Raw genomic sequence first — 23,859 nt, 5'->3', positions numbered from 1 at the left:
CAAAGATACTTAAGAATTACTTCCGTTCTGGAAGTTTTTAAAAGTACCATCAGTATAAAAAATAACGATGCGCTCTATGGTTTTATGGCCTTGATCTATTCTTTTGAATTCTGACTCTTTTGGGGAGTGTTCATAGTTGTCCGAAATCTGTGGTGCAGTACTTGTGGTTTTTGAAATGGCAGGAAATTCCCCCTTCCCGTTTAAAAGCCAATAGAGTTCAATATCGGGATAGTACGATATTATTTTTAAGACAAATTCCAAACTAGGTTTGTTTCTACCGGAAAGGATATGGGATATACTTGATCTTTGTACGCCAATTTTTTCGGCAAAAGATGAAGCGGATTCGTTATAGTATTCTATTACTTTTTGAAGCCTATTGGCAAATGCTTCACTGTTTATCATTGTAAACATTTTTTTTAAAATTTACTACTACAAATGTAAATAAAATCAATTAATTTTTAATACTGTAAACTATAAATTAACAAATATATTAACTTATAACTTCAAATATATATTCTTAAAATACTGAAATATAATTATTTAAAATTATAAAATAAACACAAATAGATTTAATTATGAAATGTCGTTAATCTATTCAGGCTTAGTTTAATATTGTAAACTTTACAAAGGAAGAAACATGTTTACTTTTGTAAATATCTAATTGTTTACATTTGTGCAAAGTGATTACGAGATGAATTTGGAATTATTGAGTAACTTTTTTGAAGCGAATAAAGAAAGGCAATTATATCATCGTTATATTACCAACGCACACCTGCTTCCATTGTTGGAAACATTGGGATCTCATTTTACAGTGGAATCCGTAGGTCATTCCGTTTTGGATGAACCTATCTATGCCGTGAAAATTGGAGATGGTAAAAAGAAAATATTAATGTGGTCCCAAATGCATGGTAACGAATCAACTACCACTAAAGCGCTTTTCGATATTTTTAACACCTTATTGGTTAAAGATCAAATAATTACTTCAATACGTTCCTCTTGTTCCTTATACATTATACCAATTTTGAATCCGGATGGTGCAAAGACCTATACTAGAGTTAATGCCAATTCAGTAGATTTAAACAGAGATGCGCAGCTATTATCCCAACCTGAGAGTATAATCTTAAAGTCGGTATTTGATAGTTTTGAGCCCCATTTTTGTTATAACCTGCATGGACAACGTACAATTTTTAGTGCTGGTTCTTCAAACCAACCCGCTACAGTTTCGTTTTTAGCGCCTGCTCAAGATGAAGCGTGTACCATTACTCCCAATCGAAAGGTAGCAATGGAAATAATTGGAGTAATGAATGCGCTTTTGCAGAACGAGATTCCAGGTCAAGTTGGAGTATATGATGATGCTTTTAATTTAAACTGTGTTGGGGATTCATTTCAAAGTAAAAATGTTCCAACGATGCTTTTTGAGGCTGGGCATTATGCGAATGACTATGGCCGTGAAATTACCAGAAAATATATTTACATGGCCCTTTTGGAATCCTTGATTTATATATCTAAAAACAACATCACTGGTACAAAATTCAAGTCATATTTCAACATACCAGAAAACAAAAAGCTTTTTTTGGATATCATTATAAGAAATGCAAAATTACGAGAAAATGACGCTGCATTAGATATTGGCATCATGTATCAAGAGAGGTTAATAGAGAATGAAATCCAGTTTATTCCTGTAATTCATAAATTTGAGGATCTTTCAGGCTATTTTGCCCATAAAGAATTAGATGCCAATGGCAACATGGTTTTATCTGAAAACAAAACACCATTAAAAGTTAATGACGAAAACGTTTTCGTAATGATAAAAAATGATAAAATCGCATTAATGTTGAAATAAATTGCATCATTTATGCGTAATTTTTAATAAAAATGTGTTAATTTTGGTTTTTGTTTAACAATAAATTAATTATGGGGAAAATTAAATTAGACGAAATCGATCATCAAATTCTAGATATGTTAATCGATAATACCAGAATTCCTTTTACCGACATTGCAAAAAAATTGCTTATTTCTGCAGGAACTGTGCATGTACGTGTAAAGAAAATGGAAGAGGCTGGTATTATAAGAGGTTCCTCCTTGACCTTAGATTATAAAAAACTCGGTTATTCCTTTATTGCTTACGTCGGTGTTTTTTTGAACAATACCTCTCAAACCAAGTTCGTTTTAGAACGTATTAATGAAATACCTTTTGTGACCGTAGCACATATTACAACTGGGAAATTTAACATTTTTTGTAAGATTCGAGCACGTAGTACTGAACATGCGAAAGAAGTTATTTTTAGATTGGATGACATAGAGGGGGTATACAGGACCGAAACCATGATTTCCCTTGAAGAAAGTATTAATGACAAAAAAAGATTAATGCATTCTATTTTTAATGATATGTAGTCAAAGGGATTTAATTCAAAAAATGAGAATCTTAATTTTAATGTAAATCAGATTGTTATTCTTCTTCATCTAGTATAAGATCAGGGTCGTGGGCTTCATCTAAATCAACGATAACATGTCCCATATCGTCGACCTCAAAATTATCATTATCAAAATTAGTCATTGTATAATGCAATTGACTGTGTACCTTCACTAAATAAATTGTATTATCTGTTCGAATCTCAACGGCATCAATTGTTTGGTTGTGATGATCATCAAAAGTAATAATATCATCATCGCCATAACCATCTGGAAATTTCTCTGTTAATGCCTTTAAAACTTCTGGTTTTAATTTTTTGTAATCGACAATAATTCTTTTCATAAGTTACCATTTATTACATATATCATATACACAACAAACAAACTGTTCTATGTCTTCAGACATCCATCAGTTTAGAACTTAATTTAAGTCGCAATATCTATAAAGTTACAAAAAAAAATATTTCAAAAAATTAAGTAGCGTAATATTTAAATGCCTCAATTATAATGTTATCTGGAACGATACAGTCGATTTTTGGTTTTCCGATGGCTTCTAACAAGACAAAGTTTATATTTCCATGTGCATTTTTCTTGTCGTACTTAAGCAAGTCCATTATTGTAGCATATTCTTCTTCAGAAATACGGACATGTCCATAGAAATTTTTGAGTATCGTCTTAATATGATTGGCATCTTTTTCAGGAAATTTGGTTAGTTGCACGGAAATATATGATGCCATGACCATACCAATGGCAATAGCCTCACCGTGAAGTAAATCCGGTTTTTTCGAATTAGACAAAAAATAGGATTCTATGGCATGGCCTAAAGTGTGTCCAAAGTTTAGGGTCTTTCTTAAATTGTCTTCATAAGGATCCTGATCAACGACACCTTTTTTAATTAAAACCGATTCATAAATTAAGCCCTCTAAATCATCTAACTTTAAATTGCTTAGATCATTAAACTTATTCCAATAATTAAAATCACTTATTAAACCGTGTTTAAGCATTTCTGCCAAGCCTGATTTCATTTGATTATTTGGTAGGGTCACTAAATACTGAGTGTCAATAATTATGATGTCCGGAGAACTTATTACTCCAATTTGATTTTTTAAATGACCCAAATCGACACCTGTTTTTCCTCCCACAGAGGCATCAACCATCGATAATAACGTAGTAGGAACATTTATATAATTTATACCACGTTTAAATGTGCATGCCACAAATCCACCTAAATCTGTCACTACGCCACCGCCAACATTTATCATTAGGCTTTTTCTGTCGGCATCCAATTCAGACAAACTCTGCCAAACACCCGAACACGTCTCAATAGTTTTATGAATTTCACCGGCTTCAATTTCTATAACTTCAATAGTAATATCGGTGGCTAATTTTGACATGAAATGTGCCAAGCAGTGGGTATGTGTATTTTCATCTACCAAAATAAAAATTTTAGAGAAATTCCCATTTTCTATATAGCTGTTCAAAGCGGCGTAACCGTTGTGATCAAAATATATAGTAGAATTATTTGCTTCAATTGGCTCCATAAACATATTCATTTTTCAAGGCTGTGAAATTAAGGAGTTTTTATATAAAATTATAGTTAACTCCTATATATTTGTATAAAATTTTATAATGATTACCGAACCCATTTTCGAAAATACCCAAATTGCATTTGCCCTTAAAAGTGACGCTGAACTTGAACGTGCTTACTTTTTGTTCAAAATGATTTCCATTCAACCTCTGGTTAAAATTGGTACGACAGCAACCAATTTTGCCATTAAAGCAAATTTACCTGTTGAAGGTTTGATTAGGGTTACTGTGTTTAATCATTTTTGTGGTGGTGTAAACGAATATGATTGCTTACCTGTTATAGACAAAATGTATCAAAAGGGGGTAAGTTCTGTTTTAGATTATTCGGTTGAAGGCAAAGAAAGTGAGGCGGAATTTGATTCTGCCTTAATTACCGTGTTGCATATTATGGATTTTGCTCAGGAGCGTAAAGCCATGCCTTTTGCTGTTTTTAAGCCAACAGGTTTTGGTAGATTAAAGTTATTTGAAAAGGTAGGCAGTGAGGATGTGTTGACAAATGAGGAATTAAGGGAGTGGCAAAAAGTGGAGAATAGATTTGATACGGTTTGTAAAAAAGCTAAGGACAATGATCTGGCCCTTTTGATAGATGCTGAAGAAAGTTGGATGCAAGATGCAGCAGACACACTGGTTACAAAAATGATGGAAAAGTATAATACCAAAAAGGCCGTTGTTTTCAATACCTTACAAATGTATCGCCATGATAGGCTAGACTTTTTAAAAGCTCAGCATGCTTTAGCAAAAAGCAAAGGATATTATTTAGGTTACAAGTTGGTTAGAGGGGCCTATATGGAAAAAGAGAACGAAAGGGCCCAAGAACACAACTATGAATCTCCAATTTGTAAAAATAAATTTGCTACAGATTCAAATTTTGATGCTGCGGCAAAATACATTTTGGATAATTTGGATGAGGTAAGTTTGTTTGCGGGTACGCATAATGAGGATAGCACGTATTTAATTATGGAACAAATGAAAATGAAGGGGATTGCTAATAATGATCCACGAATATGGTTTGGACAGCTCTATGGTATGAGTGATCACATAAGCTTTAATTTGGCAGACAAAGGCTATAATGTCGCCAAATATGTTCCTTTTGGACCGGTGAAAGATGTTATGCCCTATTTAATAAGAAGGGCTGAGGAAAATACATCTGTTGCCGGACAAACGGGAAGGGAGCTAAGTCTTTTGTCTAAAGAAAAAAAACGCAGAAAACTTGATAATTAATGGGACGCTTTATTTTTAATAGTTAAAACTTTAACCATGCTATCACAATTTTCTAAAGTTAAGATCATCATTTTGTTCTCATGGTCTTCTTCGATAACATATAAACCACAAGGCTCTTTTCTTGGGTTGCTTTTAGAGAAATTCACATGACCATTATTGAGTATTTTCTTCACCAAGGATGAGTCGGACCTATTGACCTCATCTCCATATGTGATTTTTTTAGAATTTAAAGTTTTTAATACTCTGGATTGTGGACCATAACTGCAGGAGGTTCTTTTGGCATTAAAAAAAAAGGCTAAAATTATTAGTCCTATGGCTAAACCACCGAGGTAGTAACCAACTCTTTGAATTAACTTCATTAAGATATATTGTGTTTTTACGCGGATTCACCACTAAAAAATAAGTAAATTTATATCACTATATTTTAAGTCGAACCATTCAGCGACAGGTTTACTGGTTAATATTCCGTGATAAAAGTACAATCCATTTTTTAAACCTCTATCAAATCTTAACGAATTTTCTATTCCACCGTCTTCGGCAATCTTTAATAAATAAGGCGTAAAAATATTACTTATTGAGACTGAGGAGGTCCTGGGGTATCGCGCAGGTATGTTGGGAACACAATAGTGTATAACACCATGTTTAATAAATGTGGGTTGTTTATGTGTTGTTACTTCGCTTGTTTCAAAACAACCACCCATATCAATACTTACATCAATTATTACCGCTCTTTTTTTCATGGTTTTAACCATGTCTTCAGAAACAACAATTGGAGAACGATTTGTACCTCGTAATGCACCTATTACGACATCACATCTCTTTAGTGCTTTTGTTAAATTTTTAGGCTGTAATGTCGACGTATGGAGTGGCTTACCTAAGTTGTTTTGTATCCGTCTCAATTTTGTTATAGAATTGTCAAAAACCTTTATATTGGCTCCCAGTCCCATGCAACTTCGGGCTGCATACTGTCCTACAGTACCGGCGCCAATAATGACGATTTCAATAGGAGGCACGCCACTGATGTTACCAAACATTAAACCATTACCATCCTTTTGGTCAGACAATAACTCTGCAGCAATTAAAACAGATGCCGTTCCTGCAATTTCACTTAAGGACCTCACAGCAGGATAGGTGCCATCATCATCCCGAATAAACTCAAATGCCAAGGCAGTAATCCGTTTGGATGCCAGGGCTTCAAAATACTTTTTTGATTGCGTTTTAAGCTGTAGTGCTGAGATTAAAATAGTTTGAGGATTTATTAGTCCTATTTGCTCCAAGGTAGGGGGCTCCACCTTTAGAATCATAGGACAAGAAAAAACTTTAGCTTTGTCTTTTGTAATTTCTGCTCCGGCCTCACTGTAATCTCTATCACTAAAACTGGCATTATTCCCAGCGCCCGACTCTATTAAAACCCTGTGACCGTTACTGACTAAGGCTGATACAGCGTCAGGTGTTAAGCAAACTCGGCTTTCCTGGTAAGCTGTTTCTTTTGGTATGCCTATAAATAATTCCCCCTTTCTTTTTAAAATCTCAAGTTTTTCCTCTTGGGGCAAAAGCTGCTGCTTTGTAAAGGGAGACAAAGATTTAGACATATTTTCAGGTGTTAAAAAAAATGAAATTACAAATTAATTTTTAATACCTAACCAGAGATGGTTAATAATTTAAACTTTTTCACACCCACGTTTAATCACGTAGGAAATTCAGCTATAACTCCTGTGGTTTTCCCATATAAAGATTTAAATTAATTATTATATGTTTGTATATACAAACAAATTTATGCGGTTAAAGTTATTTTTAGGCACTTTATTAATAGGTTTTTTATCCGGTTTTTCACAAGAGTTACAAATAACAGGTTCTATTACAGACGCAAGCAGACAACCCATACCCTTCGCAAATATTATTTTAGAGACTTTAGACGGATCACAACCTACTACCGGTACAGTAAGTGATGATCAAGGAATGTTTAGTTTTAATGACCTCATTGCTGCGATGTACCGCATTGAAATTAGATATCTGGGATTTAAAACAAAAAGTTTGGACTTAAACTTAACACAGAGTACAGCTTTAGGATCGATAATCCTTATTGAAGATACTGAAGAGCTGGATGGGGTTACGGTCATGGCCAAAAGACCTACGATAAAAAGATTAGTGGACCGTTTAGTGTTTAACGTAGAAAACTCAACTTTATCCAACAATAATGTACTCGATGTACTAAAGCATACACCAGGAGTTTTTGTTAATGATGGGAACATTTCTATTAAACAGGCAATTCCCACGTTTTATATAAACGATCGAAGGGTCCATTTGTCGGTCAATGAAATACAAAGGTTACTGGAGGGCACGACAGCGACCAATTTAAAATCCATTGAGGTCATTACCAATCCACCTGCCAAATACGAAGCTGAAGGTGGCGCAATAATTAATATCGTGATGAGCAAAAATATCATTGCAGGCTATAATGGAAGTGTGTTTGGTAATTTTAAACAAGGATATCAATATCCAAAGTATTCACTGGGTACGAGTCATTTTTTTAAGGGTAAAAAGTTAAATGCGTACCTTAATTTTAGCGATAGTCCACAAAAAGAATTCAGGAATAATAAGGAGCGGATAAACTTTTTTTCAAATCAGGGGGATCTTGCCACAAGTTGGGAAACGGATTATAAAAGAACTAGAAAAACTTCCGATAAAAGCATAAATACCAATATAAATTATGAACTAGATAAGCACAATAATTTAGGTTTGTCGACCAATATGTTAATTGCGCCCAGAGAGAGTACTAAAACTTTTGTAAATTCAGCTACCGATGTTTTTGATTCAAATAAATTATTGGATTCCACCTTCGTTACCGATAATAGGTTGGTTGATGAAACCTATAATTTAGCCTTTACATTAGATTATGAGCATAAATTCAATAAAGAAGGAGAGAAGTTATCAATAAGTACACATCACACAAATTATGATTTTTCGAGTTTTCAAAATGTGGATACGGATTATTTGTTTCCTGATAATACTTTAATACGCAACAACAGATTTCAAACGTTTTCAAGTCAATTAATACAATTATATACAGGGCAATTGGATTATGAATTCCCCGGCACTTCATTTCAATTTGAAACTGGGGTCAAGGTATCCAATATTAATTCAAAAAGTATCCTAACACAGTATGTTTTCAATGATAACACCAAAGAAATAGACGAAGATAATTCCGATACATTTCTCTATGATGAAACCAATTATTCGGCTTATGCAAGCTTTTCTAAGGATTGGGATAAATGGATTTTAAAAACAGGGCTTAGAGCAGAATATACAGATACCAGAGGTCAGTCATTATCGGCTAATCAAATTAACAGTAACGATTATTTAAAGGTTTTTCCCTCCATTCATATTCTAAACAGGATAAACGATAAAAATGAACTTTATTTTAACTACAAGAAACGTATTTACAGACCGAGATATAGTCAGCTCAATCCCTTTAAATACTTTTTGAATGATAACGCTTTTGTTACTGGTGACCCTAATCTAAGGCCTCAGATTGATGATGTTTTAACTTTGGGTTATACTTTTAATAAAGATTTTACATTTGAATTATATTATCGCTATGAAAATAATCCGACTTTACAAGTTGTGTTTCAAGACAATGAAAATAATTTAATAAAGTATAGTAATACGAATATTGATAGAAGTATTACATATGGTTTGGATTTTACCACCTACACTAAATTAGATAAGCGTTGGAATCTGTATTTACTGTCATCAATTTTCTTTTATGACAACCAGTTCTTTGCAATAGAAAGTAACAATCAATTATATAATAATGAAAAATGGTCTTTGTATGCTAATGTCATCAATTACTTTAATCTGCTAACGGATAAGAGTTTAGATTTAGAAGTTTCTTTCTTGTATATATCTTCAGTATATGATGGTCCTAAAGCGTTATCAGCAATTTCAGGATTAAACCTTAATTTAAGAAAATCAATATTGCAGAATAAGGTGGCATTAAGTATTGGAGTTCAGGATGCTTTTAATTCTTTAAATGTTTCATCAACAACGAGATACTTAAATCAAGATTTATTTTACAAGTCGAGCGAAGAAAATAGATTATTCACTTTTGGATTTATTTATAAGTTCGGTAATTTTAATTTAAGAACGAACAACAAGGGAATTGATCTGGAGGAAAGGGAGAGATTAAACAGGTAGAGTCTTGGTAGTTATGCAAAAAAAAAATACCCAAATAATCATTTGGGTATTTCTCCTAAAGTTAAACGTATTAATACCATTTAAATTAAGCAACCATTGCATTGGTTATTGCTTTCTTTTCAACATTAAAAGCAACCATGGCATTGGTTATCGCCTTTTTTTCTACTTTGAAAGCAACCATTGCATTGGTTATTGCTTTCTTTTCTACTTTTGCTGCTTCCATGTCTTTAGTTGTAGTTTGTGCTAAAAAAAACAAACCTCCTAAAATGGCAACAGCAATAAAATACTTTTTAGCTTTCATAATATAAGGGATTAATTAATTAATTATCCCAAATTTAACTACAAAGAAATGTTGAGATTTAGTACAAATGTTAAAATTATGTTAAAAACAAAGAATTTGAAAAATGTTGCTGTGGTTTTACCGTAAAACCAAAGAAATTTCAATATTATCATGGTAATATTCAACTAGATCATGCATCAAAAAATCAAAATTTAAATTAAGGAGAGGGGTTGGCTAGAATAAGAAGAATATGGTTGAGTTAAAGACGCTCTTTCCATTCCAGATAGAGGAGTAAAACCCGTTATTAACAGGTATTAGTCATTACCTTGATATGCATGTGGTTTAAAAATATTGTGAAATTTTGTCCCAAAAGTTTTTTGGTGATATCTTGAATTCTTCTTCCAGTTCTTCCATAGATTTATTCGATTCATTTATTTTATTAAATATTCTAGCCCTAATCAAATAAATAGAAGGAATAATTACAGCCATAATAGGAATCAAATAGATGAGTTGATTGGTATCGACAAAAGCAGCATCCTTGTTAATGACATCGAAGATTTGATAGGCATACATCGCTATGGGGACTAATAAGGTGTGATACCACCAGTGTTTGCAAGTAAAAAACCAAAGAAAAAGAATATAAAGGGGGATTAGTTTGCCCGTTAAAACCCACATGAACAAATATGCCGTTTGATAATTATTCGCTGTATACTTAAATAAGAATGTTTCCCATACCTTTTCTTGAGGAACGTTTTCATACATATAAAACAAGTAAGGCGTTATAGCAACCAGGGTAGCAATTAAGCTCCCCAAAATTAAATTTTTTCTGCTAATTCCTGATTTTATTATTTTTCGATGATTTTCTTTCATTTTGTTATGGTATATCTGCGGCTTGATAAGTTGATGTAAAAAATTATGCTCAACAATAGTTTAATTTTAAATTTCTAGAGCTATTACCCTTAATTGTAACCATTATTTCATCAAATTTCTCAAAAATCATTTCCTTTATTAATTCAGGCCATTCAATAAGAATCCAGCTGTCTGAATTCAAATAATCCTCAATTCCAAAATTATAGACCTCTTCAATATCTTCAATTCTATACAAATCAAAATGGTAAATCGTACCCTGTCTTGATTCGTATTCATTAACGATCGAAAATGTTGGACTACTGACTTCATCGTCACTCTCCAATGCTTTGACAAATGATTTGATAAGGGTTGTTTTTCCTGCTCCCATTTCGCCCTTAAAAAGCAAAATTTTTGAACTCACATTTGCTCTAAGCCATTTACCGACATCATCAACCTCATTAAGGTCATAAACAATTTCCAATACGTTTTAATTTTATACAATATTAATAATAAAAAATAGAAAAACCTAGAAAAAAGTGTATTTCATCGATTATATTTGCATTTTGTGGATTTATTTAGGTTGGAAAATCACCAATGGAATAATCATCTCTTCTAATGAAACCCCACCATGTTGAAAAGTGTTTCTGTAATAACTAACATAGTGGTTAAAATTATTAGGATAGGCGAAAAACAAATCGCCTTTGGCGAATATATATGAGCTGCTCATATTTATTGCAGGCAGATGAATTTCCCCCGGATCTTTTGCGACAAAGACATCCTTACTGTCATAGGTTAAGCTTCTTCCTGTTTTATAACGTAAGTTTAAACTAGTTTCCTTATCCCCGATAACCTTTGAGGGATTTTTTACATTAATGGTGCCGTGGTCTGTGGTCAATATTAATTTAAACCCCATGTGCTGCGCTTTTTGTATTATTTCCAATAACGGGGAATTTTTAAACCAGCTAAGTGTGAGAGACCTGTAGGCCTTATCGTTGGATGCTAATTCTTTGACAACTTCCATTTCTGTTTTAGCATGCGATAACATATCAACAAAATTGTATACTATAACCGTTAAATCATTATTTTTCAAGGCTTTGAAATTGTCAACTAATCGTTTACCTAATTTTAAGTTGGTGATTTTATGATATTCATAATTTAAATTGGTAAGACCGAGTCTTTTTATTTGAGTTTCTAAAAATTCAGCTTCAAATAGATTTTTTCCTCCTTCATCCGTATCATTTTTCCAATACTTGGGAAACAATTTTTCCATGTCACTGGGCATTAAACCAGAAAATATGGCATTACGGGCATACTGGGTAGCAGTAGGTAAAATACTAAAAAAGGCCTCTTCTTTTTCCTTTTTGTAATAATTGTTTATAACCGGTTCGAAAGCCTTCCATTGGTCATAGCGCAGGTTATCTATAACAACAAATAGTGTAGGTTGTTCCTTGCTTATTTCAGGAACCACTTTTTCTTTAAAGAGGGTATGCGACATAATAGGGGCCTCAGTATTTGGTTTAAACCAATTCGCATAATTTTTGTCAATGAACTTTCCAAATTGAATATTGGCCTCTGTTTTTTGAGATTCTAAAATTTCAAACATTCCGGCATCCTCTATGTCTTCTAGTTGAATTTCCCAATAGATAAGCTTTTGATAGAGGCTAACCCAATCCTCAAACGAGTTAACCATAGCCATGTCCATAGCTATTTTTCTAAATTCCTGCTGATAATTGGAGGTAGTCTTTTCTGAAACTAATCTTGAATGGTCCAAATTCTTTTTAAGGCTCAGTAATATTTGATTAGGGTTTACAGGTTTTATCAAGTAATCGGCTATTTTGTTGCCAATAGCCTCCTCCATGATATACTCTTCCTCACTTTTTGTAATCATAACCACAGGTAGATTATCCTGCTTTTCCTTTATTTCATTCAAGGTTTCAAGTCCTGTAAGACCAGGCATGTTTTCGTCTAAAAAAACAATGTCAAAATTTTGTTTGTCGAGAATTTCAATGGCCTCTGTGCCACTAGTACAAATAGTCACATCATAATTCTTTTTCTCCAGAAATAGGATATGAGGTTTTAATAAATCTATTTCATCATCGACCCAAAGTATGTTTATCATAGTAATTTGAATGTATTTTTAAAGAGGTTTGAATTTATTAATTTCTAATTGTTTATCATCACATCACCATTATGGATGTCATATAGTTATATTTGTAATAAGTTAATATAAAAATTTAAAGTTTGAATAAACTTAAAATATTAAACGACCCAATTTACGGATTTATTACTATACCAAATTCGTTAATATTTGATTTAATCCAACATAAATATTTTCAACGTTTGCGTCGAATTAGTCAAATGGGGATGTCGTATTTGGTTTATCCAGGAGCACATCATACCAGATTTCATCATGCCATTGGATGTGTACATTTAATGCAGAAGGCGGTTAATGTGCTTCGTTTTAAGGGTGTTATCATATCAGAAGATGAAGAGCAGGCTTTATATATTGCAATACTACTGCATGATATTGGCCATGGTCCCTTCTCTCATGCCATGGAACATAGTATAGTAAATGGTGTATCTCATGAAGAAATTTCTCTGTTGTTTATGGAACAGCTTAATATGGAATTTAACTCAAATTTAACGCTTGCCATAAACATTTTTAAAGGGGAATACCCTCGGAAGTTTCTGTGTCAGTTGGTTTCCGGTCAATTGGATATGGACCGTTCAGACTATCTCAAACGTGACAGTTTTTATACGGGTGTTGCCGAAGGTAATATAAATAGTGAGCGTTTAATTACGATGCTGCATGTGGTGAATGATGATCTTGTAGTTGAAGAAAAGGGTGTATATAGTGTAGAAAAGTTCCTTATTGCAAGACGATTTATGTATTGGCAAGTCTACTTGCACAAAACCGGTCTGGTCGCTGAGCAGTTATTGATAAGAGTTTTGAAACGTGCCAAGGAATTAACGGATTTAGGCCTACGTTTACCATCAAGTCAAGCACTCCATTTTTTTCTGGAAAATGATATTTCACATAACCATTTTAATGAAGCCGCTTTAAAAATCTTCGCAAGTTTAGATGACTACGATATTATTTCTGCCATGAAAGAATGGCAACGACAAGAGGATTTTGTTTTACGCAATTTATGTGACATGATAATCAATAGAAACTTATTAAAGATAAAAATTAAAACCAAACCCATTAAATTAAAAAGCATTAACAAACAGTTGGAGGCGTTCATGAAAGCCCATAACGTGTCTGAAACCGAAGCTAAATACTTTGTTTTTAAGGGTGAAATTTCAAATCAGGCATATGAACCAAGGAACAAAAAAATTAACATATTGTACAAATCAGGGAAGATTGGAAATATTGATGCGGTTTCAGACCAGCTTAATTTAACCTCATTATCAAAAACGGTAACCAAATATTATCTATGCTACCCCAAAGGAAATGATTCATAAACCGAGCTTGATATAATGGTTTTACAATTTTTATAAATACGTTTATCAAATGAAACCAAATAAGACAATAAGCTATACTTTGGGACATTTTTCATATTTTTGCGAAAATTAAATCAAACCAACAAACTAAAACGTGTGAAATTTACAGCACAACAAATAGCAGAAATTTTAGAAGGGGATGTTGTGGGAAATGCTGATATAGAAGTTTCTAAACTTTCAAAAATTGAGGAAGGCACTAAGGGATCCCTAACATTTCTTGCTAATCCTAAGTATACCCAATACATATATTCCACAAAGGCTTCTATTGCCATTGTCAATAAAACATTTCAACCGGAATATAATCTTGGCGTAACACTTATAAAGGTTGATGATGCTTATTCTGCATTTTCAAAAGTGTTAGAATATTATAATTTGGTAAAACTTAATAAAACAGGAATAGAGCAGCCTTCCTATATCTCAGAATCTTCGAAATATGGGGAAAATGTATATATTGGAGCGTTTTCATATTTAGGTGAAAATGTAATTTTGGGAGACCATGTAAAAATATTTCCCAATGTATATATAGGTGATAATGTCACCATTGGAGACCATACCATTATTTTTGCCGGTTCAAAAATTTACTCGGAAAGTGTAATAGGTAAACATTGTGTCATCAATTCCGGAGCTATTATTGGGGCGGACGGTTTTGGTTTTTCACCAAATGAAAATGGTGAATACATTAAAGTTCCCCAAACTGGAAACGTAATTTTAGAAGACTTTGTAGATATTGGTGCGGCCACCACCATAGACAGAGCAACTTTAGGCTCCACTATAATACACAAAGGAGTAAAATTGGATAACCAAATTCAAATTGCACACAATGTTGAAATAGGAAAAAATACAGTAATTGCCGCTCAAACAGGTATTGCTGGATCTACCAAAATCGGAGAAAATTGCCAAATTGGTGGACAGGTTGGTATTGTAGGTCATCTTTCTATAGGAAATAATGTAAAAATTCAAGCACAATCAGGTATTATTCGTAATGTTAAAGATAATGAGGTTTTACAAGGTTCACCTGCACTTGGTTATGGGGATTACAATAAATCGTATGTACATTTTAAAAACTTACCTAAGATTGTAAAAGATATTAATGATTTAGAGAAAAAATTGAATGGGAATAGTTAATACAGAAACCAAGCAAAAAACCATACAAAAGGAAATATCTTTAAATGGAGTTGGTCTGCACACTGGAAAAGATGTTACTTTAACATTTAAATCGGCCCCGGCAAATTCAGGTTTATCCTTTAAACGCATAGATTTAGAGGGTGAACCGGTTATTGAGGCAAATGCCAATTTTGTTACCAATACCCAACGGGGGACCTGTCTAGAAAAGAATGGAGTCATGATACAGACTTCCGAACATGTTCTGGCAGCATTGGTGGGTTTGGATATCGATAATGCCATTATTGAACTCAATGCCTCTGAGCCTCCTATTATGGATGGATCATCAAAGTTTTTTGTGAATGCCATTGAAAAAGCCGGGATAATCGAACAAGACGCCTTTAGGGAAGAGTTTGTTGTAACAGATATCGTATCTTATACTGATGAAGAAACGGGTAGTGAAATTTTAGTTATGCCCGCAAAAGAATATCAAATTACCACTATGGTGGATTTTGGCACCAAAGTTTTAGGCACGCAAAATGCAACTTTAAATCATATTTCGGATTTCAAAAAGGACATTTCGAATTCGCGCACATTTAGCTTTCTGCATGAAATAGAAATGCTATTGGAAAATGGCTTAATAAAAGGTGGCGACCTGAACAATGCCATTGTTTATGTAGATAAGCCCCTGTCTCCAGCTACCATGGAGAAATTAAGAGCGGCATTTAAAAAAGACAATATTGCCGTTAAACCTAATGGGATTTTGGATAATTTAACCTTACATCACCCTAATGAAGCAGCCAGACATAAATTATTAGATGTCCTGGGTGATCTGGCTTTAGTAGGAACACGGATCAGGGGAAAGGTTATTGCCAATAAACCAGGTCATTTTGTAAATACCCAGTTTGCCAAAAAATTATCCAAGCTTATAAAAAATGAAAGACGGAATAATGTGCCAAACATCGATTTGAACCAGGTACCCTTAATGGATGTTACACAGATTATGGGTATGTTGCCCCATAGGCAGCCATTTTTATTGATTGATAAGGTTTTTGAGCTTACAGATAACTATGTTACAGCTTCAAAAAATGTAACCATGAACGAAGAATTTTTCAAGGGCCATTTTCCTGGAACTCCTGTAATGCCCGGTGTATTAATAGTTGAAGCTATGGCTCAAACCGGAGGTATTTTGGTTTTAAATACGGTACCTGATCCTGAAAACTATTTAACATTTTTCATGAAAATGGATAACGTTAAATTTAAACAAAAAGTAATTCCCGGGGATACCCTAATATTTAAATGTTCATTAATTACTCCGATACGTCGAGGCATTTGTCATATGCAAGGTTATGCTTATGCTAATGGAAAATTATGTGCAGAAGCAGAACTTATGGCCCAAATCACTAAGGTAAAATAAACGATAGTGTTATTTTACTGTATTATTTAATTAAACATCATAAAAAATGAATCAACCTTTAGCATATGTACATCCTGGGGCAAAAATTGCAAAAAATGTAGTTATTGAACCATTCACTACTATTCACAACAATGTGAAAATTGGTGAAGGGACATGGATAGGCAGTAACGTCACCATTATGGAAGGTGCTAGAATTGGCAAAAACTGTAATATTTTTCCCGGTTCTGTTATTTCTGCAGTACCTCAGGACTTAAAATATAACGATGAAGAAACGACAGTCGAAATAGGTGATAATGTTACTATTCGTGAATGTGTTACCATTAATAGGGGAACAGCAGATCGGATGAAAACGGTAATTGGAAACAATTGCTTAATTATGGCGTATTGCCATATTGCTCATGATTGTATAGTAGGGAATAATTGTATATTTTCTAATAACAGTACTTTGGCAGGTCATATCACCATAGGTGATTTTGTTGTATTGGCGGGTATGACGGCTGTTCATCAATTTTGTTCAATTGGTAATCATGCGTTTGTAACCGGAGGATCCTTAGTTAGAAAAGATGTGCCTCCTTACGTAAAGGCTGCAAGAGAGCCTTTATCTTATGTGGGAATAAATTCCGTAGGTTTGAGAAGACGGGGATTTACTTCAGAAAAAATAAGAGAAATTCAAAATATTTTTAGAATCTTATATCAAAAAAACTATAATAATACCCAGGCCTCAGAAATTATTGAGGCTGAAATGGAGGCTACTCCTGAACGTGATGAAATTCTTCAATTTATTAAAAATTCACATCGTGGTATTATGAAAGGATATTTCAAATCAAATTAATCATATGGGAAGTACAAGTGATATTAGAAATGGATTATGCATAAGGTATAATCATGATATTTATAAAATCATTGAATTTTTACATGTAAAACCTGGTAAGGGACCGGCTTTTGTTAGGACAAAATTAAAAAGTGTGACCACGGGAAAGGTGATTGACAACACTTTTTCGGCAGGACACAAAATTGAAGATGTTCGTGTTGAAACACACAAGTTTCAATTTTTGTATAACGATGGTGAGTTTTATCATTTTATGAACACCGAAGATTATACGCAAATTCAATTGCAGGAAGCTGCTTTAGATAGACCGGATTTAATGAAAGAAGGTGAGGTGGTTACCGTTTTGATTAATACTGAAGACAATATGCCGCTATCTGTCGAAATGCCTGCAAGTGTTATTTTGGAAATTACACATACCGAGCCCGGGGTTAAAGGCAACACGGCCACCAATGCCACAAAACCAGCTACCGTAGAAACTGGAGCAGAAGTTAACGTCCCCTTATTTATTAATGAAGGCGATAAAATTAGAATTGAAACTGAAAAAGGAACTTATAAAGAGCGGATTAAAGAATAACAATTAATAAGATTACCTGAATTTAAACCTGTGAAATTCCCAAAGCAATATACCTTAAAAGAAATAGCCGAGTTAATTGATTGTGAATTTGTGGGTCCGGATGCATTTCCTGTATACGGCATGAATGAAATTCACGTTGTTGAGCCAGGAGATATCGTATTCGTAGATCATCCCAAATATTACGATAAGGCCTTACAATCTGCAGCAACGGTTATTTTAATCAATAAAACAGTGGATTGTCCTGAAGGCAAAGCCTTACTTGTTAGTGATGACCCTTTCAGGGATTTCAATAAGTTAACCCAACATTTTAAACCTTTTAAATCAGCGGATACATCCATTTCAAGCTCAGCAGTAATTGGGCAGGGTACAATTGTTCAACCCCATTGTTTCATTGGTAATAATGTTGTCATTGGAAGCAATTGTGTGATTCATCCGAATGTTTGCATTTATGATGATACGATAATTGGGGACCATGTAATTATTCATGCGGGTACCGTTTTAGGGGCAAGTGCATTTTATTACAAAAAGCGACCGGAAGGTTATGATCAGTTATTATCCGGAGGTAGAGTGATCATTAAAAATAATGTGCATATCGGAGCTTTATGCACTATAGATCGTGGTGTTACGGGAGATACTATTATAAATGAAGGTTCAAAACTAGATAACCAAATTCAAATTGGACATGACACGGTAGTTGGGAAAAATTGTCTGATTGCCTCACAAGTTGGTATTGCGGGTTGTGTCATTATTGAGGATGAAGTCACCATTTGGGGGCAAGTAGGAAGCACCAGTGCCATAACCATTGGGAAAAAGGCCGTAATTCTTGCGCAATCCGGAATTAGTAAATCTTTAGAAGGTCATAAAACCTATTTTGGTTATCCTGCAGAAGAATCCAGACTTAAATTAAAAGAGTTGGCTATGATCAAAAAAATACCCGAAATAATAGCGCAATTAAAAAACAAACCTTAGGTTTTATAAATACATTTCAATATGCTACTTTTGTGGCGCGTTTTAACGAAAAAAAACAAAAAAACATGAGTGTTTTAGTAAATAGAGATTCAAAAATTATAGTTCAAGGGTTTACTGGAAGTGAAGGGACATTCCATGCCGGTCAAATGATTGAGTATGGCACGAATATAGTTGGGGGTGTAACCCCTGGAAAAGGAGGGCAAACCCACTTAGGAAAGCCTGTATTTAATACGGTTCAAGAAGCCGTAAAACAGGTTGGTGCCGATACTACCATTATATTTGTACCACCAGCCTTTGCGGCCGATGCTATTTTAGAAGCTGCCGATGCCGGTATCAAGGTTATCATCACTATTACAGAAGGTATTCCTGTAGCCGATATGATAATAGCTTCAAATTACATCAAGAATAAAGATTGTCGTTTGGTGGGTCCAAATTGTCCCGGGGTGATAACCCCTGAAGAAGCAAAAGTTGGAATTATGCCTGGTTTTGTGTTTAAAAAAGGAAAAGTTGGTATTGTTTCTAAATCGGGAACCTTAACCTATGAAGCCGCCGATCAAGTGGTGAAGCAAGGCTTGGGAATTACGACAGCTATTGGTATTGGAGGCGATCCAATTATTGGTACCACAACAAAAGAAGCAGTGGAACTATTAATTAATGATCCTGAAACAGAAGCTGTTGTTATGATTGGCGAAATAGGTGGACAATTAGAAGCAGACGCTGCCAATTGGTATAAAGAGAGTGGAAGCAAAAAACCTATAGTCGGGTTTATCGCAGGAGAAACAGCTCCAGCTGGACGTACAATGGGACATGCGGGCGCTATAGTTGGTGGTAGTGATGACACTGCCCAGGCTAAAAAGAAAATTATGAGATCTTGTGGTATCCATGTTGTCGATTCACCTGCCGAAATTGGAAAAAAAGTAGCCGAAGTCATGGCTTAACGACTTATTTTTAAAGCTAAAAACCTCACAATTTTGTGGGGTTTTTTAATATATACAATTTTGTTATTAGTATATTTGAACTTTAACCGTTTTACTAAAAAATAAATACCGAATATGAAATTATTAGAAGGAAAAACAGCTATCGTTACAGGAGCGAGTAGGGGAATTGGCAAGGGCATAGCCCAAGTATTTGCAGACCAGGGAGCCAATGTGGCGTTTACTTATAGCTCTTCTGTTGAAGCGGCAAAAGCATTAGAAGATGAATTAAAAGCTAAAGGCATTAAAGCTAAAGGCTATCAAAGTAATGCGGCAAGTTTTGTCGAAGCTCAAAAACTGGCAGATGACGTTGTTGCCGAATTTGGAAGTATTGATATTTTGGTCAATAATGCAGGTATCACTAAAGATAACTTGTTAATGCGAATTAGTGAAGAGGATTTCGATACCGTTATTGAGGTTAATTTAAAATCGGTATTTAATATGACCAAAGCCGTACAGCGTACCATGTTAAAGCAACGTAAAGGATCTATAATTAACATGAGTTCGGTGGTTGGTGTTAAAGGCAATGCAGGCCAAACCAATTATGCAGCTTCCAAGGCTGGAATTATTGGGTTTTCCAAATCCGTTGCACTTGAGTTAGGTTCAAGAAATATAAGAAGTAATGTCGTTGCTCCAGGATTTATTGAAACCGAAATGACTGCAAAATTAGATGAAAATGTAGTCAAAGGTTGGCGTGATGCTATTCCGTTGAAACGAGGAGGAACGCCGGAAGATATTGCCAATGTCTGTGTCTTTTTAGCCAGTGATATGAGTGCCTATGTTACGGGACAAACACTACATGTTGATGGTGGAATGTTGACTTAAATTACGGGTTACATAGTACGATTTGACAATCAATAAATCGTTAAGCAAAAAACCTGCCCTGAGCCTTTGATAAGGTTCAAAAGTCGTAAATTCATGAACACAGAGACTATTTTATATATTATATTATCCGGAATCTTAGCCTTATTATTAGCAGGGTTTCAATATATAATTAAATTAAAGAGCATTACCAAACTGAGCTTGCTCTTTTTAATTTTAAGGTTTCTTACCTTATTTTCAGTTCTGCTCTTACTCATTAACCCTAAATTTGATCAGGTATCCGTTTCAATCGAAAAGCCTCATTTAATTATAGCTATAGATAATTCAAATTCTATTCGGTATTTGAATCAGCAAGAAAAGGTCAAAAATTTGGTTCAGGAGATTACGGAGAATGAATCCATAAAACGTAAATTCGATTTAGATTTTTATACGTTTGGTGAAGAATTTAAAAACACAGATTCGCTTACATTTTTAGAAAATCAAACCAACATAGATAATGTGTTTGATCAATTGGGGCAGATTTATAAACAAACCATATCACCAACCCTATTAATTACGGATGGTAATCAAACTTACGGTAATGATTATGAGTTTTCGATTTCAAAATACAATCAAATGGTTTATCCGGTAATCTTAGGTGATACAGTAACCTATACCGATTTAAAAATTCAACAGCTCAATGTTAACAAATACGCTTTTTTAAAAAATCAATTCCCCATAGAGGCCATATTGGTTTATAATGGAACTGAAACTATTAATTCCAAATTCATTGTAACTAAAGGTAACATCACGGTTTTTTCACAAAATGTTAGCTTTAATAATTTAAACAATTCAAAAATTTTAAGTTTTACTTTACCGGCTTTAAAAACAGGAGTGGGGACTTATAAAGCGACCTTATTGCCAATTGATAATGAAAAAAATAAAATAAATAATTCAAAAGATTTTGCAGTTGAAGTGATGGATCAGAAAACTAAAATTGCTCTTGTCAGTAGTATTTTGCATCCAGACCTGGGCGCTTTTAAGAAAAGTATAGAGCATAACGAACAACGTTCTGTTTTGATTCTAAATCCTGAGGAGGCAATAAAGCAAATAGATGATTTTCAGTTACTTATTTTATATCAGCCCAATGGAGCATTTCGGTTGTTAATCGAAACATTGGATAAGGTCGGTAAAAATAAATTAATGGTTATTGGTCCAAATACGGACTTGAATTTTTTAAATCGAATTAGTAAAAATTATCAATTTGAAATATCCGGACAATATGAGTACTATCAAGCAGATCTGAATAATAATTTTTCGCCATTCTTAGTTGAAGATATTAGTTTTGAAACATTGCCGCCATTAAAATCCTATTATGGAAGCATCGAATTTAAAACGCCTTACGAAACAATTTTAGACAAAACGATTAACAACATACCTACCGATGAGCCATTATTGGCAACCATGGAATCTAACCATGTAAGAGAGGTTCTACTGCTTGGAGAAAACATTTGGCAATGGCGGGCCCAGAGTTATCTCAATTATAAGTCTTTTAATGAATTTGATGATTTTGTTGGTAAAATCATCCAGTATTTAGCGTCCAATACCCAACGGAATCGTTTAAATCTTGAATATGAAACATTTTATGATGGCAATACAGGTGTTATTTTAAAAGCACAATTTTTTGATAAAAATTATCAGTTCGATAGTCGTGAATCAATCTCTATTGTGGTTAAGGATAACATTTCTGAAGAAATCAAAACGTTTCCCTTTGTTCTGAAAAACAATAATTACGAAGTTGATTTAAGCAATTTAAGGCCATCAGAATACAGTTTTACAGTTAAAACAGCCCATGAAAACCTATCCACGTCAGGCAGCTTTCGAATTCTGGAGTACAATGTGGAACAACAATTTTTAAATGCGAATGTTGCAAAATTACAGCGATTGGCTGCTCGCAGTGAAGGAAGAAGTTATTTTATTGATGAAGCAAATAATTTAGTTAATGACCTTTTAAACGATAATCGTTTTTTGCCCATTCAAAAAAGCCATAAAAATAGCTTACCTTTGATAGATTGGAAATATCTACTTTCAATAATTGTATTCAGCCTGTCAGCTGAGTGGTTTTTAAGAAAATATAACGGATTAATTTAAATAAATATATAGAATGGAAAAATTACCAAAAATTGCACTACCTTTTATAATTGGAGTCATAGTACTTGTTATTATACTGTCAAAATCTGCTGTAACCATAGGATCCGGTGAAGCAGGGGTACTTTACAAAACCTTTGGAGGGGGTGTTGTAACCGATAAGGATCCTTTAGGGGAAGGGTTTCACATTGTCGCCCCGTGGAATAAGGTTTATGTTTACGAAGTACGTCAACAGGAACTTTTTGAAAAAATGAAAGTATTGTCATCCAATGGATTGGAAATTCAAATTGATGCTTCTGCCTGGTATCAACCCGTTTACCAGGATTTAGGTAATCTGCATCAAACTTTAGGTGAGAACTACTTGCAACGTGTTATTCAACCTGCAATTAGAAGTGCAGCAAGAAGTGTGGTCGGTCGCTATACGCCGGAACAATTGTATTCTAGTAAGCGGGATGCCATTCAAGATGAGATTTTTGTAGAAACAAAAAAGATTTTAGAAAAGCAATATGTGCAGCTTAATGAAGTTTTAGTTCGGGATGTCACCCTTCCACCAACCATTAAGGAGGCTATTGAGCGTAAGTTAAAACAAGAACAAGAATCATTAGAATACGAATTTAGGTTGGTTACGGCGGCCAAGGAGGCAGAAAAAGTAATTATTGAAGCACAAGGAAAAGCGGATGCCAACCGGATATTAAGCGCTTCTTTAACCGATAAAATTTTACAGGACAAAGGTATAGAGGCCACAATAAAATTAGCGGAGTCACCCAATAGCAAAGTTGTCGTTATTGGTTCTGGTGATAGTGGTTTACCCATTATTCTGGGAAATCAATAAATTAAAATTTTAATGATATTAGAATTCTGTTGCGTTTTAGGTAAAAATGCAATAAAAAAAATGTTGAATTTCTAATATTATTAAATTTGACCTATTTTATTTGGTTATTTAAGGATTAATTATAGATATTTGTAGCTCAAAATTTAATATGAATTTTATTCTAA

Annotated in this window: 23 protein-coding genes; 14 read left to right on the top strand and 9 right to left on the bottom strand. The window is 33.9% G+C overall.

Features of this window, described 5'->3' with window-relative positions; genetic code table 11:
* Positions 1 to 9: 9 nt before the first annotated feature.
* A complete protein-coding gene (locus MR054_RS13990) occupies positions 10 to 402 on the bottom strand; it encodes a helix-turn-helix transcriptional regulator (RefSeq protein WP_242158435.1) in 393 nt (130 codons plus the stop codon).
* A 289-nt stretch (positions 403 to 691) separates the two neighbouring features.
* Between MR054_RS13990 and MR054_RS13985 the strand changes: the two genes are divergently transcribed.
* Together MR054_RS13985 and MR054_RS13980 are read left to right on the top strand one after the other, a co-directional pair.
* Positions 692 to 1,843 carry a M14 family zinc carboxypeptidase gene (locus MR054_RS13985; protein ID WP_242158433.1) on the top strand — a complete coding sequence of 384 codons (1,152 nt, stop codon included), beginning with the start codon at positions 692 to 694 and terminating at the stop codon, positions 1,841 to 1,843.
* Positions 1,844 to 1,914: 71 nt separating this feature from the next.
* Positions 1,915 to 2,394 carry an Lrp/AsnC family transcriptional regulator gene (locus tag MR054_RS13980; RefSeq protein WP_242087142.1) on the top strand — a complete coding sequence of 160 codons (480 nt, stop codon included), beginning with the start codon at positions 1,915 to 1,917 and terminating at the stop codon, positions 2,392 to 2,394.
* Between the two features lie 55 nt (positions 2,395 to 2,449).
* On the opposite strand, the gene MR054_RS13975 is transcribed toward MR054_RS13980, so the two are convergent.
* A complete protein-coding gene (locus tag MR054_RS13975) occupies positions 2,450 to 2,755 on the bottom strand; it encodes a hypothetical protein (RefSeq protein ID WP_242087140.1) in 306 nt (101 codons plus the stop codon).
* Positions 2,756 to 2,885: 130 nt separating this feature from the next.
* A complete protein-coding gene (aroB, locus tag MR054_RS13970) occupies positions 2,886 to 3,953 on the bottom strand; it encodes a 3-dehydroquinate synthase (protein ID WP_242158431.1) in 1,068 nt (355 codons plus the stop codon).
* 88 nt (positions 3,954 to 4,041) lie between these two features.
* Here aroB and MR054_RS13965 point away from each other — a divergent pair, with 88 nt between their 5' ends.
* Complete coding sequence (locus tag MR054_RS13965; RefSeq protein ID WP_242158430.1) at positions 4,042 to 5,220, top strand: proline dehydrogenase family protein; 1,179 nt, start codon at positions 4,042 to 4,044, stop codon at positions 5,218 to 5,220.
* Here the strand turns inward: MR054_RS13965 and MR054_RS13960 are convergent.
* Both MR054_RS13960 and MR054_RS13955 read right to left on the bottom strand, forming a co-directional pair.
* On the bottom strand, positions 5,217 to 5,579 hold the full coding sequence (locus tag MR054_RS13960) for a hypothetical protein (protein WP_242158429.1): 363 nt from the start codon (positions 5,577 to 5,579) through the stop codon (positions 5,217 to 5,219). The genes MR054_RS13965 and MR054_RS13960 overlap by 4 nt on opposite strands.
* Positions 5,580 to 5,612: 33 nt before the next feature.
* The gene (locus MR054_RS13955) at positions 5,613 to 6,812 is read right to left on the bottom strand and encodes an alanine dehydrogenase (RefSeq protein WP_242158428.1); all 1,200 of its coding nucleotides are present in this window, start codon (positions 6,810 to 6,812) and stop codon (positions 5,613 to 5,615) included.
* A gap of 184 nt (positions 6,813 to 6,996) precedes the next feature.
* Here MR054_RS13955 and MR054_RS13950 point away from each other — a divergent pair, with 184 nt between their 5' ends.
* On the top strand, positions 6,997 to 9,417 hold the full coding sequence (locus MR054_RS13950; protein WP_242158427.1) for an outer membrane beta-barrel protein: 2,421 nt from the start codon (positions 6,997 to 6,999) through the stop codon (positions 9,415 to 9,417).
* Positions 9,418 to 9,502: 85 nt separating this feature from the next.
* On the opposite strand, the gene MR054_RS13945 is transcribed toward MR054_RS13950, so the two are convergent.
* The 4 genes from MR054_RS13945 to porX form a co-directional block, all read right to left on the bottom strand.
* Entirely contained in the window at positions 9,503 to 9,718 is a 216-nt protein-coding gene (locus tag MR054_RS13945) for a hypothetical protein (RefSeq protein ID WP_242158426.1), read from the bottom strand.
* 321 nt (positions 9,719 to 10,039) lie between these two features.
* Positions 10,040 to 10,567: a hypothetical protein gene (locus MR054_RS13940; RefSeq protein WP_242087126.1), complete on the bottom strand. Its 528-nt coding sequence runs from the start codon at positions 10,565 to 10,567 to the stop codon at positions 10,040 to 10,042.
* Positions 10,568 to 10,616: 49 nt separating this feature from the next.
* Entirely contained in the window at positions 10,617 to 11,027 is a 411-nt protein-coding gene (tsaE, locus tag MR054_RS13935) for a tRNA (adenosine(37)-N6)-threonylcarbamoyltransferase complex ATPase subunit type 1 TsaE (protein WP_242158425.1), read from the bottom strand.
* Positions 11,028 to 11,117: 90 nt separating this feature from the next.
* Complete coding sequence (gene porX, locus MR054_RS13930; RefSeq protein WP_276520187.1) at positions 11,118 to 12,665, bottom strand: T9SS response regulator signal transducer PorX; 1,548 nt, start codon at positions 12,663 to 12,665, stop codon at positions 11,118 to 11,120.
* A gap of 122 nt (positions 12,666 to 12,787) precedes the next feature.
* Between porX and MR054_RS13925 the strand changes: the two genes are divergently transcribed.
* The 10 genes from MR054_RS13925 to MR054_RS13880 all read left to right on the top strand — a co-directional run bounded on the left by MR054_RS13925 (position 12,788) and on the right by MR054_RS13880 (position 23,695).
* Positions 12,788 to 14,011 (top strand): HD domain-containing protein, encoded by a 1,224-nt coding sequence (locus MR054_RS13925; RefSeq protein WP_242158424.1) that lies wholly within the window; start codon positions 12,788 to 12,790, stop codon positions 14,009 to 14,011.
* A 135-nt stretch (positions 14,012 to 14,146) separates the two neighbouring features.
* Complete coding sequence (gene lpxD, locus MR054_RS13920) at positions 14,147 to 15,175, top strand: UDP-3-O-(3-hydroxymyristoyl)glucosamine N-acyltransferase (protein ID WP_242158423.1); 1,029 nt, start codon at positions 14,147 to 14,149, stop codon at positions 15,173 to 15,175.
* Positions 15,162 to 16,568 carry a bifunctional UDP-3-O-[3-hydroxymyristoyl] N-acetylglucosamine deacetylase/3-hydroxyacyl-ACP dehydratase gene (locus MR054_RS13915; RefSeq protein ID WP_242087118.1) on the top strand — a complete coding sequence of 469 codons (1,407 nt, stop codon included), beginning with the start codon at positions 15,162 to 15,164 and terminating at the stop codon, positions 16,566 to 16,568. Before lpxD ends, MR054_RS13915 begins: the two co-directional genes overlap by 14 nt.
* 46 nt (positions 16,569 to 16,614) lie before the next feature.
* Positions 16,615 to 17,400 carry an acyl-ACP--UDP-N-acetylglucosamine O-acyltransferase gene (lpxA, locus tag MR054_RS13910; RefSeq protein WP_242087116.1) on the top strand — a complete coding sequence of 262 codons (786 nt, stop codon included), beginning with the start codon at positions 16,615 to 16,617 and terminating at the stop codon, positions 17,398 to 17,400.
* 4 nt (positions 17,401 to 17,404) lie between these two features.
* Entirely contained in the window at positions 17,405 to 17,971 is a 567-nt protein-coding gene (gene efp, locus MR054_RS13905) for an elongation factor P (RefSeq protein ID WP_242158422.1), read from the top strand.
* A 30-nt stretch (positions 17,972 to 18,001) separates the two neighbouring features.
* Positions 18,002 to 18,940: a UDP-3-O-(3-hydroxymyristoyl)glucosamine N-acyltransferase gene (locus MR054_RS13900; RefSeq protein WP_242158421.1), complete on the top strand. Its 939-nt coding sequence runs from the start codon at positions 18,002 to 18,004 to the stop codon at positions 18,938 to 18,940.
* Between the two features lie 65 nt (positions 18,941 to 19,005).
* A complete protein-coding gene (gene sucD / locus MR054_RS13895; RefSeq protein ID WP_242158420.1) occupies positions 19,006 to 19,878 on the top strand; it encodes a succinate--CoA ligase subunit alpha in 873 nt (290 codons plus the stop codon).
* Between the two features lie 114 nt (positions 19,879 to 19,992).
* Positions 19,993 to 20,739 carry a 3-oxoacyl-[acyl-carrier-protein] reductase gene (gene fabG / locus MR054_RS13890; protein WP_242158419.1) on the top strand — a complete coding sequence of 249 codons (747 nt, stop codon included), beginning with the start codon at positions 19,993 to 19,995 and terminating at the stop codon, positions 20,737 to 20,739.
* Positions 20,740 to 20,832: 93 nt separating this feature from the next.
* Entirely contained in the window at positions 20,833 to 22,866 is a 2,034-nt protein-coding gene (locus MR054_RS13885; protein ID WP_242158418.1) for a VWA domain-containing protein, read from the top strand.
* Positions 22,867 to 22,879: 13 nt separating this feature from the next.
* Positions 22,880 to 23,695, top strand: coding sequence for a prohibitin family protein (locus MR054_RS13880; RefSeq protein ID WP_242087103.1), 816 nt, complete (start codon positions 22,880 to 22,882; stop codon positions 23,693 to 23,695).
* Positions 23,696 to 23,859: the final 164 nt, after the last annotated feature.

Origin of the sequence: Aestuariivivens sediminis (genome assembly GCF_022662105.1) — a bacterium.
GTDB classification, from domain to species: Bacteria; Bacteroidota; Bacteroidia; order Flavobacteriales; family Flavobacteriaceae; genus Aestuariivivens; species Aestuariivivens sediminis.
The sequence above is the reverse complement of the archived record's forward strand: the minus strand, read 5'-3'. Positions and strand labels throughout refer to the sequence as shown.

Bases quoted from the DNA above. Each gene is read 5' to 3' on its own strand.
- MR054_RS13990 (WP_242158435.1), bottom strand. From the start codon at position 402: ATGATAAACAGTGAAGCATTTGCCAATAGGCTTCAAAAAGTAATAGAA.
- MR054_RS13985 (WP_242158433.1), top strand. From the start codon at position 692: ATGAATTTGGAATTATTGAGTAACTTTTTTGAAGCGAATAAAGAAAGG.
- MR054_RS13980 (WP_242087142.1), top strand. From the start codon at position 1,915: ATGGGGAAAATTAAATTAGACGAAATCGATCATCAAATTCTAGATATG.
- MR054_RS13975 (WP_242087140.1), bottom strand. From the start codon at position 2,755: ATGAAAAGAATTATTGTCGATTACAAAAAATTAAAACCAGAAGTTTTA.
- aroB (WP_242158431.1), bottom strand. From the start codon at position 3,953: ATGGAGCCAATTGAAGCAAATAATTCTACTATATATTTTGATCACAAC.
- MR054_RS13965 (WP_242158430.1), top strand. From the start codon at position 4,042: ATGATTACCGAACCCATTTTCGAAAATACCCAAATTGCATTTGCCCTT.
- MR054_RS13960 (WP_242158429.1), bottom strand. From the start codon at position 5,579: ATGAAGTTAATTCAAAGAGTTGGTTACTACCTCGGTGGTTTAGCCATA.
- MR054_RS13955 (WP_242158428.1), bottom strand. From the start codon at position 6,812: ATGTCTAAATCTTTGTCTCCCTTTACAAAGCAGCAGCTTTTGCCCCAA.
- MR054_RS13950 (WP_242158427.1), top strand. From the start codon at position 6,997: ATGCGGTTAAAGTTATTTTTAGGCACTTTATTAATAGGTTTTTTATCC.
- MR054_RS13945 (WP_242158426.1), bottom strand. From the start codon at position 9,718: ATGAAAGCTAAAAAGTATTTTATTGCTGTTGCCATTTTAGGAGGTTTG.
- MR054_RS13940 (WP_242087126.1), bottom strand. From the start codon at position 10,567: ATGAAAGAAAATCATCGAAAAATAATAAAATCAGGAATTAGCAGAAAA.
- porX (WP_276520187.1), bottom strand. From the start codon at position 12,665: ATGATAAACATACTTTGGGTCGATGATGAAATAGATTTATTAAAACCT.
- MR054_RS13915 (WP_242087118.1), top strand. From the start codon at position 15,162: ATGGGAATAGTTAATACAGAAACCAAGCAAAAAACCATACAAAAGGAA.
- lpxA (WP_242087116.1), top strand. From the start codon at position 16,615: ATGAATCAACCTTTAGCATATGTACATCCTGGGGCAAAAATTGCAAAA.
- efp (WP_242158422.1), top strand. From the start codon at position 17,405: ATGGGAAGTACAAGTGATATTAGAAATGGATTATGCATAAGGTATAAT.
- sucD (WP_242158420.1), top strand. From the start codon at position 19,006: ATGAGTGTTTTAGTAAATAGAGATTCAAAAATTATAGTTCAAGGGTTT.
- fabG (WP_242158419.1), top strand. From the start codon at position 19,993: ATGAAATTATTAGAAGGAAAAACAGCTATCGTTACAGGAGCGAGTAGG.
- MR054_RS13885 (WP_242158418.1), top strand. From the start codon at position 20,833: ATGAACACAGAGACTATTTTATATATTATATTATCCGGAATCTTAGCC.
- MR054_RS13880 (WP_242087103.1), top strand. From the start codon at position 22,880: ATGGAAAAATTACCAAAAATTGCACTACCTTTTATAATTGGAGTCATA.